Origin of the sequence: Mycolicibacter sinensis (assembly GCF_001667945.1) — a bacterium.
Taxonomy (GTDB): domain Bacteria; phylum Actinomycetota; class Actinomycetes; order Mycobacteriales; family Mycobacteriaceae; genus Mycobacterium; species Mycobacterium sinense_B.
This window is the reverse complement of sequence record NZ_LZJK01000091.1, coordinates 57,560-67,797: the sequence shown is the minus strand read 5'-3', so window position 1 is coordinate 67,797 and position 10,238 is coordinate 57,560. Positions and strand designations below refer to the sequence as shown.

General features: G+C 67.7%; 9 protein-coding genes. 6 read left to right on the top strand and 3 right to left on the bottom strand.

The window, feature by feature from the left end:
* Positions 1 to 5 precede the first annotated feature (5 nt).
* The 4 genes from nuoL to A5694_RS12900 all read left to right on the top strand — a co-directional run bounded on the left by nuoL (position 6) and on the right by A5694_RS12900 (position 5,619).
* A complete protein-coding gene (gene nuoL / locus A5694_RS12915; protein WP_064922225.1) occupies positions 6 to 1,943 on the top strand; it encodes an NADH-quinone oxidoreductase subunit L in 1,938 nt (645 codons plus the stop codon).
* Positions 1,940 to 3,502 (top strand): NADH-quinone oxidoreductase subunit M, encoded by a 1,563-nt coding sequence (locus A5694_RS12910; RefSeq protein WP_064922224.1) that lies wholly within the window; start codon positions 1,940 to 1,942, stop codon positions 3,500 to 3,502. Before nuoL ends, A5694_RS12910 begins: the two co-directional genes overlap by 4 nt.
* Before the next feature lie 2 nt (positions 3,503 to 3,504).
* Positions 3,505 to 5,097 carry an NADH-quinone oxidoreductase subunit NuoN gene (gene nuoN, locus A5694_RS12905; protein ID WP_064922223.1) on the top strand — a complete coding sequence of 531 codons (1,593 nt, stop codon included), beginning with the start codon at positions 3,505 to 3,507 and terminating at the stop codon, positions 5,095 to 5,097.
* A 66-nt stretch (positions 5,098 to 5,163) separates the two neighbouring features.
* A complete protein-coding gene (locus tag A5694_RS12900; RefSeq protein WP_064922286.1) occupies positions 5,164 to 5,619 on the top strand; it encodes a flavin reductase family protein in 456 nt (151 codons plus the stop codon).
* A gap of 19 nt (positions 5,620 to 5,638) precedes the next feature.
* Here the strand turns inward: A5694_RS12900 and A5694_RS12895 are convergent, their stop codons facing one another.
* The 3 genes from A5694_RS12895 to A5694_RS12885 are packed head-to-tail and all read right to left on the bottom strand — an operon-like array spanning position 5,639 to position 7,936.
* Entirely contained in the window at positions 5,639 to 6,637 is a 999-nt protein-coding gene (locus A5694_RS12895; protein WP_064922222.1) for a Gfo/Idh/MocA family protein, read from the bottom strand.
* A complete protein-coding gene (locus tag A5694_RS12890) occupies positions 6,634 to 7,329 on the bottom strand; it encodes a PIG-L deacetylase family protein (protein ID WP_064922221.1) in 696 nt (231 codons plus the stop codon). The genes A5694_RS12895 and A5694_RS12890 overlap by 4 nt, the downstream gene beginning before the upstream one ends.
* A 4-nt stretch (positions 7,330 to 7,333) precedes the next feature.
* A complete protein-coding gene (locus A5694_RS12885) occupies positions 7,334 to 7,936 on the bottom strand; it encodes a TetR/AcrR family transcriptional regulator (protein WP_064922220.1) in 603 nt (200 codons plus the stop codon).
* 27 nt (positions 7,937 to 7,963) lie between these two features.
* Here A5694_RS12885 and A5694_RS12880 point away from each other — a divergent pair, with 27 nt between their 5' ends.
* Both A5694_RS12880 and A5694_RS12875 read left to right on the top strand, forming a co-directional pair.
* Positions 7,964 to 9,121 (top strand): phosphotransferase family protein, encoded by a 1,158-nt coding sequence (locus A5694_RS12880; RefSeq protein ID WP_419179740.1) that lies wholly within the window; start codon positions 7,964 to 7,966, stop codon positions 9,119 to 9,121.
* Positions 9,121 to 10,236 (top strand): hypothetical protein, encoded by a 1,116-nt coding sequence (locus A5694_RS12875; protein WP_064922218.1) that lies wholly within the window; start codon positions 9,121 to 9,123, stop codon positions 10,234 to 10,236. Before A5694_RS12880 ends, A5694_RS12875 begins: the two co-directional genes overlap by 1 nt.
* Positions 10,237 to 10,238 lie beyond the last annotated feature (2 nt).

The window sequence follows — 10,238 nt, the reverse complement described above, 5'->3', positions numbered from 1 at the left end:
GCTCAATGACGAATCTGAGCCAGCTGAGCTGGCTGCTGGTGGCCCTGCCGGCGGCCGGCGCGTTGATCCTGTTGCTCGGCGGGCGGCGGACCGACCGGTGGGGGCACCTGCTGGGCTGCGCCGGCGTGCTGGGGTCGTTCGGAATCGGACTGGCGCTGTTGGCCGAGATGCTGGGCCGGGCGGGCGAGGACCGGACGCTGCACTCTCACCTGTTCAGCTGGGTGCCGGTCGGCGCCCTGCGCGTCGACTTCGGGGTGCTGATCGATCCCCTGTCGATCTGCTTCGTGCTGCTGATCAGTGGTGTGGGCGCGTTGATCCACATCTACTCGATCGGCTACATGGCAGCAGACCCCGACCGGCGGCGTTTCTTCGCCTACCTCAACCTGTTCGTCGCGGCGATGCTGCTGCTGGTCGTCGCCGATAACTACCTGGGCCTCTACGTGGGCTGGGAAGGCGTTGGCCTGGCGTCCTACCTGCTGATCGGATTCTGGTATGCCCGGCCGGTCGCGGCGGCGGCCGGCAAGAAGGCGTTCGTGTCCAACCGCGTCGGCGACATCGGGCTGTCGCTGGCGATGTTCGCCATGTTCGCCGGCTTCGGCACGCTGTCCTTCGACGGATTGTTCAGTGCGGTCAGCGATGCCGGACCCAGTGGGCTCACCACCGCGATCGGCTTGCTGCTGCTACTGGGAGCGTGCGCCAAGTCCGCACAGGTGCCGCTACAGGCCTGGTTGTTCGACGCGATGGAGGGCCCCACCCCGGTGTCGGCGTTGATCCACGCCGCCACCATGGTGACCGCCGGGGTGTACCTCATCGTGCGCTCCGGCCCGGTTTACGACCTGTCGGCCGACGCCCGGCTGGCCGTCGTGGTGGTCGGTGCGGTCACGCTGCTCTTCGGTGCGATCATCGGCTGCGCCAAGGACGACATCAAGCGGGCGCTGGCCGCCTCCACCGTCAGCCAGATCGGCTACATGGTGCTGGCCGCCGGACTCGGCCCGGCGGGCTACGCCGTCGCGATCCTGCACCTGCTGACCCACGGTTTCTTCAAGGCCGGACTGTTCCTGGGTTCCGGGTCGGTGATGCACGGGATGAACGACGAGCAGGACATGCGCCGCTACGGCGCGCTGCGGGCCTTCATGCCGGTGACGTTCGTGACGTTCGGCATCTGCTATCTGGCGATCATCGGGGTGCCGCCGTTCGCCGGTTTCTACTCCAAGGACGCCATCATCGAGGCCGCGCTGGCCGCCGGCGGTACCCGAGGCTGGATCCTGGGCGCGGTGACGATCCTGGGTGCGGGCATCACCGCGTTCTACATGACCCGGGTGATGCTGATGACGTTCGGCGGTGAACGCCGCTGGGCAGCCGAGGAGAGCGAGGTGAGCGCGGAGCGGGCCCTGCAGCATCCGCACGAGTCCCCGCGGGTGATGACCTGGCCGATGATCGTGCTGGCGGTCGGCGCGGTGGTCTCCGGGGCCGCACTGGCCATCGGAGGGCGCCTGGAGCACTGGCTAGAACCGGTGGTGAGCCCGGTGACCGGTGCGGCCCACGAGACGGCGCACGCCATTCCGGCCTGGCTCACCGGCGCCATCACCCTGGGCATCGTCGTGCTCGGCGCCGCGGTCGCCTACCGCATGTATGGCCGCAAACCGATACCGGTCACCGCGCCTACCGATGTGTCGCCGCTGACGGTGGCGGCCCGCCAGTATCTCTACGGCGATGCCTTCAACGAGGAGGTGTTCATGCGTCCGGGTAACCGACTGGCGCAAGGTCTGGTCGACGTCGACGACCGGGCGGTGGACGGTTCGGTCAACATGCTGGCCGGGCTGGTGGCGATCGGGTCGTATCTGATGCGCCGACTGCAGACCGGCTTCGTGCGCTCCTACGCGCTGACGATGCTGGCCGGCACGGTGCTGGTCGTGGCGGTAGTCCTGGCGGTGCAACTGTGAACACGCACCTGCCCTGGCTGAGCCTGCTGTGGCTCCTTCCGTTGGCCGGCGCCGGCCTGGTCATCGTGTTGCCGGCCGGGGCCACACGGCTGGCGAAGTGGACCGGCCTGCTGGTGAGCCTGGCGACGCTGGCCGTGGCGATCGTCATCACCGCGGGCTTCGATACCACACCGGTGGCCGCCCCCTACCAGTTCGTCGAATCCCATTCCTGGATACCGGCATTCGGGGCCAGCTACACCCTCGGCGTGGACGGTATCGCGGTGGTGCTGGCGCTGCTGACCGCCGGACTGGTGCCGCTGCTGATGCTTGCCGGCTGGAACGACGGCGGTGAACGCACCCGCGGCCCGCACGCCTTCGCCGCGCTGACGCTGACCGTCGAGGCGATGGTGCTGATCTCGCTGGTCTCGCTGGACGTGCTGCTGTTCTACGTGTTCTTCGAGGCGATGCTGATCCCGATGTACTTCATGATCGGCGGCTTCGGCGACGGCGCCGGACGGTCTCGGGCGGCGTTGAAGTTCCTGCTGTACAACCTGTTCGGCGGCCTGATCATGCTGGCCGCGGTGATCGGGGTGTACGTGGTGAGCGCCGGCGAGAGCGCATCTGGCGGCACGTTCGATTTCCGCGAACTGGTCTCGATGTTCTCCGCGGCAACCACCACCGTGGATCCGGGTGTGCTCAAGCTGCTGTTCGCCGGCTTCATGTTCGCGTTCGCGGTCAAGGCTCCGCTGTGGCCGCTGCACCGGTGGCTGCCCGACGCCGCGGTGGAATCCACCCCGGCGACTGCGGTGCTGATGATGGCGGTCATGGACAAGGTGGGAACCTTCGGCATGCTGCGCTACTGCCTGCAGTTGTTCCCGGACGCCTCAACGTATTTCCGCCCGGCCATCATCGTGCTGGCGGTGATCGGGGTGGTCTATGGCGCGATGGTGGCGATCGGCCAGCGCGACATCATGCGGCTGATCGCCTACACCTCGATCTCACACTTCGGTTTCATCATTCTGGGCATCTTCGTGATGACCAGCCAGGGTCAGAGCGGTTCGACGCTGTACATGCTCAACCACGGACTGTCCACCGCGGCGCTGTTCCTGATCGCCGGGTTCCTGATCGCCCGACGCGACGGCACCCGGTCGATCGCCGACTACGGCGGCGTGCAGAAGGTGGCCCCGGTCATGGCCGGCACCTTCATGGTCGCGGCGATGGCCACTCTGTCACTGCCCGGGCTGGCACCCTTCATCAGCGAATTCCTGGTTCTGCTAGGCACTTTCAACCGATACTGGCTGGCAGCGGCGGTCGGCAGCACCGCACTGGTGCTGTCGTCGATCTACATGCTCTGGCTCTACCAGCGGGTGATGACCGGCCCGGTCACCGCGGGCAACGAACGCATCCGTGATCTGGTGCCGCGCGAGCTCGTCGTCGTCGCACCGTTGATCGCGCTGCTGCTGTTCCTGGGCTGCTACCCGAAACCGGTGCTGGACATCATCAACCCGGGCGTCGAGCACACCTTGACCACGATCGGTCAAACCGACCCGGCACCGCTGACCGCCGAGGGGGCGCACTGACCATGTCGGGCATGCCAACACCCCACGTCGAATACGACCTCCTCCTGCCGCTGCTGATCGTCTTCGGCACCGCGGTCACCGGCGTGCTCTTCGAGGCGTTCGTGGCACGGCGGGCGCGTTACCTGATGCAGGTCCTGCTGGCCCTCGGCGGCTTGGCCGCCGCGTTCGCCGCCGTCGTCGCGGTGGGCCGTGATCTGCCCGCTACCGGTCGCCTCGCGGTGCTGGGCGCGGTGGCGGTCGACCGGCCGGTGCTGGTGCTGCAGGGCACCATCTTGTTGGTCGGGATCATGGCCATCGTGTTCATCGCCGAACGCAACGTCGGCGCCGCCGAGGGCCCGGGCGCCGCGACCGCGGTGGCCGCCGCGCCGCGGGGCTTGGATTCGTTCACACCGCAAGCCTCCGCGGTCCCGGGCAGCGTCACCGAAGTCGAGGCCGCGCGCAGCGGGGTGACCCAGACCGAGGTGTTCCCGCTGACCGTGCTGGCGATCGGCGGCATGATGGTGTTCCCTGCCGCCAACGACCTGGTCACCATGTTCGTGGCCTTGGAAGTACTGTCGCTGCCGCTGTATCTGCTGTGCGGCCTGGCCCGCTACCGTCGCCTGCTGTCGCAGGAAGCGGCGCTGAAATACTTTCTGCTGGGCGCATTCTCCTCAGCGCTGTTCCTGTTCGGCGCCGCGCTGATCTATGGCGCGACGGCCACCCTGGCGCTGCCCGAGATCGGCGATCAGTTGTTCGCCCACAGCGGTGACTCGCTGGCGCTGATCGGTGCCGCGCTGCTGTTGGTGGGGCTGTTCTTCAAAGTCGGTGCCGTGCCGTTTCATTCCTGGATTCCCGACGTCTATGTCGGCGCCCCGACACCGATCACCGGTTTCATGGCGGCCGCCACCAAGGTCGCCGCGTTCGGGGCCATGCTGCGCATCATCTATGTCGCGTTACCGGCCCTGCACGACCAGTGGCGCCCCCTGATGTGGCTGGTCGCGGTGCTGACCATGGTGGTGGCGACCATCGCAGCGATCACCCAGTCCGACATCAAGCGGATGCTGGCCTACTCCTCGATCGCCCATGCGGGCTTCGTGCTGACCGGCGTGCTGGCGGCGATCCCGGCGGGCGTCTCATCGACGCTGTTCTACCTGGCCGCCTACAGTTTCTCCACCGTCGGCGCCTTCGCGGTGGTGAACCTGATCCGCGGCTCCGGCGGCGAAGAAGAACTCGATATGTCCCGGTGGGCGGGCCTGGGGCAGCGCTATCCCGTTGTGGGCCTGTTGTTTTCGATGTTCCTGTTGGCGTTCGCCGGTATCCCGTTGACCAGTGGTTTCGTCAGCAAGTTCGCGGTGTTCTCCGCGGCCGCCGAAGGCGGCGCCGTCCCGTTGGTGGTAGTCGGCGTGATCGCCAGCGGGGTCGCCGCCTACTTCTACGTCCGGGTGATCGTGCTGATGTTCTTCACCGACTCCCCCGCCGACCCGCCACAGCTGGTGTTACCCAGCGTCTGGAGCAAGGCGGCGATCGCACTGTGCGCCGCGGTCACCATCGGACTGGGCGTGTTCCCGCAGCCGCTGCTCGATCTGGTGGACGCCGCAACCGCGTTCGCACTCTGACCGCGGGCGTGCCGGTTGCGGCAGGTCCATCATGGACAGGTGGACGAATTTCAGCGCCTGGTCGCGATGCTGGACTACACCATGTTCGTGGTGACCACCGAGGCGAACGGGCACCCCTCGGGTTGTCTGGTCGGGTTTGCCACCCAAACCAGCCTGCAGCCACCGCGGTTCCTGGTCGGGGTGTCCAAACGCAATCACACCTTCGGGGTGGCAGCCCGCTCCGGGCACCTGGCCGTGCATGTGCTGTCACACCGTGACCTTGACCTGGCCCGGCTTTTCGGCGGCCAAACCGGCGACGACATCGACAAGTTCGAGCACTGTAGCTGGCACCGCGGTCCGGCGGGAATGCCCATCCTGGACGACGCGCCGGCATGGTTCGTCGGCAAGACGCTGAATCGGATCGAGCTCGGCGACCACTTGGGTTACCTGTTGGAACCCGTCGCCGGACACGCGTCCCAGCCCGCCGGCGACCTGCTGGCGTTCTCCGATGTCGGCGACATCGAGCCGGGCCACCCCGCCTGAGGCGGCTCGACCTGGCCACTCAGCCCGGCTGGCGCACCGGCAGACCGGCAGCGGTGTAGATCGCGTCGATGACGGTCATGTTCTCGATCGCGTCCTGCGGCGTGGTCCGCACCGGCGCGCCGCGCAGCACGGCATCGGCGAACGCGTCGAGCTGGAAGGCGTAGGAGGCCCGGTGGGTGAAACGCTCGATGCGCCTGCCTCGCTGGGAGTGGACCCGCAGCCGGTGGAAGTACTGGGGCATCAGCGGGTTGAGCGCCCGCAGTTCGCCACGGTCGCCGATCACGCGGGCGCTGACCTGCAGCAGGTTCGTCGACCACAAGGAGCAGCGGATCGCGCCGGTGTGTCCGGCCGGGAACCGCAACTGCGCCGTCATGGCCCGGTCGATCTGCGGGTCACGCAGTTTCGCTTGTGCGGACACGACTTCCGGTGTCGCACCGCCGAATGTGCGGGCCATGTGCACCGCGTAACAGCCGGCATCCATCAATGCTCCACCGGCGAGCGAGTAGTCGTAGCGGATGTCGGAGAACCGGGGCAACGGGAAGCTCAGCGCGGCCTCCACCCGCCGCAGCGTGCCCAGTTCCCCCGAGGTGATGATCTCTTCGATACGCCGCGTCATCGGGTGATACCGGTAGTGGAAGGCCTCCATCACCACCCGGTCGGACTTGGCGGCCACCTCGGTGATCTGGCGGGCTTCGTCGGCGTTGGCGGTGAACGGCTTCTCGCAGAGCACGTGTTTGCCGGCGGCCAGCGCCGCGCGCGTCCACCGGCCGTGCAGGTTGTTGGGCAGCGGGTTGTAGACCGCGTCGATGTCCGGATCGGCGATCAGCTCGTCGTAGCTGTCGTGCACCCGGCCGATGCCGTGCCGGCGCACAAACGCCCGGGCGCGCCCGCCGTCGCGGGCGGCAACCGCGCTGACCACCACTTCCGGGTTGGCGGCGGCCGGTTTGAGCAGTGACACCGGGGTGATCCGCGCCGCACCGAATACGCCGATCCGTAGGCCGGGGCTGGCATGGGTCATCGGTCCGCGGCCCTCTCCAGAATGAAACCCGCTACCCGCCGGCCGGTTAGCATCGGGCAGGTCATGTCGATCACCGCACGCGCCTGCTCGCGTACCGGGGTGTGCGGATCCAGCACCGACAGGTAAACCTCGTGCGCGGCAAGTGAATCCACCGCGGCGTCGAGGTAGTCGTCGACGATTTCGACGTGGGTGGCCCCCGGCCCGTTCTGGAACAGCCGGCGCGGCGGGTCCTCCAGCGCGTCCCAGACGTCGGCGACCGCGGCGGCGAACTCGATGTGGTCGCGTTGGTTGGGAACATCGGGAGCGAACTGCGCGCCGCCGTAGATCGTCACCACCACGTCGGGGCGAACCTCGGCGATCACCGAGGTGATCTTGGCCCGCAGTTCCGGTGTGTTGCGGATGTTGCTGTCCGGGAAGTCCCAGAAGTCGACGTCCGGCACACCCACGAGGGCCGCCGCCCGGCGCTGCTCGGCCTCGCGGATCGCCCCGGCCTGCGCCGCGGCCATCCCGGCGATGCCCGCCTCGCCACGGCAGGCCAGGGCGTAGCAGACGGTCTTGCCGGCGGCGGTCCATTTGGCCACCGCGGCGGCGGTGCCGTACTCGGGGTCGTCGGGGTGTGGCACCAACACCAGCAGCGACGCCCAGTCTTGCGGGAAGGGCTGCGGCCCGGTGGGCCCGAACGACTGAGCCATGGGTCTATGCCATCACACCGTGGGCGATGATGTCGGCGATCCGTTGCACCCAGTCATCATCGAGGTCGTCGTCGGGGCGCAGCATCATCGCCAGCAACGTTGCACCGCCGATAATTTCGACGAGCCGGTCAGGGTCCACGCTTGGTCGCGCATCGCCGCGGCTCACCGAGTCGGCCACCCAGTGCCGCATCACCTCGAACAGGCCCTGGAAACGCTCCAAGATTCGCGCGGTCAACTCGGCGTTGGTCGCCATGTCGGCGATCAGACCGGGCAACGCCGCCCGCACCACCGGGTTGGTGAACGCGTCGCGCGCACCGGCCATCATCGCCCGGAGATCGGTGGCCGCATCACCAGGCGCCGCAGACACCGCACTCGGCGGCACCGAGAACACAGCCTCGTGCACCAGCTCGGCCTTGCTGGGCCACCGACGATACAGCGCGGTCTTGGTCGTGCCGGCCCGCTCCGCGACGGCCGCCAGGCTCAGATTCGTATATCCGACTTCCACAACCAGTTCCACGGCGGCCTTCAATATGGCAGCGTCGATACGGGGATCACGAGGCCGCCCGGCCCCGGACCCCTTGTCAACCGGCGAAGGTTCTGCTTTCATAACGCTACCTGTCGTATCGTAATTACTGTGACGGAGGATGCAAACGTGGTCGACCAACCGACAGTGGAAAGGGACGTCGGCCGGATCCAGCGTTCCAGCCGTGATGTCACCACCCTGCCCACGGTAATGTCTCGCTGGCTTGCCACGCAGTTGCCGGGCGGGGCCACGCCGGAGATCACCGTGGAAAGCGGCGTCGACACCAACGGCATGTCGTCGGAGACGATCATGCTCACCGGCCGCTGGATCGCCGACGGCACCCCGGTCGAGCAAAGTTGGGTGATGCGGGTGGCCCCGGCCGACGAAGACGTCCCGGTGTTTCCGGCCTACCGGTTGGACCATCAATTCGAGGTGATGCGGCGGGTCGGGGAGCTCACCGACGTGCCGGTGCCGAAGGTCCGCTGGATCGAACCCACCGGCGAGATCCTGGGTCGGCCGTTCTTCCTGATGGACCGCGTCGACGGCCAGGTTCCCCCCGACGTCATGCCCTACACCTTCGGCAGCAACTGGTTCGCTGACGCCACCGCCGAGCAGCAACGGACCCTGCAGGACTCCACCGTCGAAGTGCTGGCCAAACTGCACGCGATCCCGGACGCGGCAAGGACGTTCGGCTTCCTCGACGAGGGCCGCCAGGGCGAGTCCGCCCTGCAACGCCACTTCACCCAGATCCGCGACTGGTATGAGTTCGCGGTGCCCGACATCGGCCGCTCGCCGCTGCTGGACCGCACCATCGCCTGGCTGGAGGCCAACTGGCCGGCCGATGCGGCCGCCGGCGAGACGGTGCTGTGCTGGGGTGACTCCCGGGTCGGCAACGTGCTCTACCGCGACTTTCGGCCGGTCGCCGTGCTGGACTGGGAGATGGTGGCGCTGGGACCGCGCGAATTGGACGTGTCCTGGGTGATCTTCGCGCATCTGGTGTTCGAGGAACTCGCCGGACTGGCCGGATTGCCCGGCCTGCCGCAGGTGTTGCGCGAAGACGACGTCCGGGCCAGCTACCAGCGCCTGGCCGGTGTCGAACTCGGCGACCTGCACTGGTTCTACGTCTACGCGGGCCTGATGTGGGCGATCGTGTTCATGCGCACCGGGGCCCGCCGGGTGCACTTCGGGGAGATGGCGAAGCCCGACGACCCCGAATCCCTCTTCTACCACGCAGGATTGCTGAAAAAGCTGATCGGAGAACAGAACTGATGTTGGGACCACTCGACGAATACCCGGTACACCAACTGCCGCAACCGATCGCCTGGCCGGGTTCCTCGGACCGCAACTTCTACGACCGGTGCTACCTGAATGCCCATGACCGCACCGGAGAGATCTTTTTGATCACCGGTTGCGGCTACTACCCCAACCTGGGCGTGAAAGACGCCTTCGTGCTGGTGCGCCGCGGTGACACCCAGACCGCGCTGCACTTCTCGGACGCCATCGACCAAGACCGGCTCAACCAGCAGGTGGGCGGCTACCGCATCGAGGTCACCGACCCGCTGCGTTCCCTGCGAGTGACGTGCGAGGAGACCGAGGGCATCGCGATCGACCTGCGCTGGCAGGGCCTGTTCGACGTGGTGCAGGAACAGCCGCACATCCTGCGGTCCGGCAACCGGGTCACGCTGGACGCCCAGCGCTTCGCCCAGCTGGGCTCGTGGAGCGGCAAGATCGTCATCGACGGCGAGGAGATCGCCGTCGACCCGTCGGTCTGGATCGGATCGCGTGACCGGTCCTGGGGTATCCGCCCGGTCGGCGAACGCGAACCGGCCGGCCGGCCCGCCGACCCGCCGTTCGACGGCATGTGGTGGCTGTATGTGCCGATGGCGTTCGAGGAGTTCGCCGTGGTGATGATCATCCAGGAGGAACCCGACGGCTTCCGCTCACTCAACGACTGCACCCGGATCTGGCGCGACGGCCGGGTGGAGCAGCTGGGCTGGCCACGGGTCTCGACTCGGTACCGGCCCGGCACCCGCATCGCCACCGGCACCACCATCGAAGCGACCCGACCCGATGGCACCCCGGTGGTGTTCGAAGTGGAATCCAAACTGCCCGTACCGATTCACGTCGGCGGCGGGTACGGCGGCGACACCGACTGGCTGCATGGGGAGTGGAAGGGCGAGAAGTTCACCCAGCGGCTGACCTACGACATGACCGATCCGGGCATCATCGCGCGGACCAGCTTCGGGATGATCGACCACGTGGGGCGCGCGGTGTGCCGCGACGGTGACGCCGCCCCGGTGGAGGGCTGGGGCCTCTATGAGCACGGTGTGCTGGGCCGCCATGACCCGACGGGGTTCCCCGACTGGGTCACCATGGCGCCCTAGCG

Excerpts from the sequence above, each read along its gene's own strand:
- nuoL (WP_064922225.1), top strand. The coding sequence starts at position 6 with ATGACGAATCTGAGCCAGCTGAGCTGGCTGCTGGTGGCCCTGCCGGCG.
- nuoN (WP_064922223.1), top strand. The coding sequence starts at position 3,505 with ATGTCGGGCATGCCAACACCCCACGTCGAATACGACCTCCTCCTGCCG.
- A5694_RS12900 (WP_064922286.1), top strand. The coding sequence starts at position 5,164 with ATGCTGGACTACACCATGTTCGTGGTGACCACCGAGGCGAACGGGCAC.
- A5694_RS12895 (WP_064922222.1), bottom strand. The coding sequence starts at position 6,637 with ATGACCCATGCCAGCCCCGGCCTACGGATCGGCGTATTCGGTGCGGCG.
- A5694_RS12890 (WP_064922221.1), bottom strand. The coding sequence starts at position 7,329 with ATGGCTCAGTCGTTCGGGCCCACCGGGCCGCAGCCCTTCCCGCAAGAC.
- A5694_RS12885 (WP_064922220.1), bottom strand. The coding sequence starts at position 7,936 with ATGAAAGCAGAACCTTCGCCGGTTGACAAGGGGTCCGGGGCCGGGCGG.
- A5694_RS12875 (WP_064922218.1), top strand. The coding sequence starts at position 9,121 with ATGTTGGGACCACTCGACGAATACCCGGTACACCAACTGCCGCAACCG.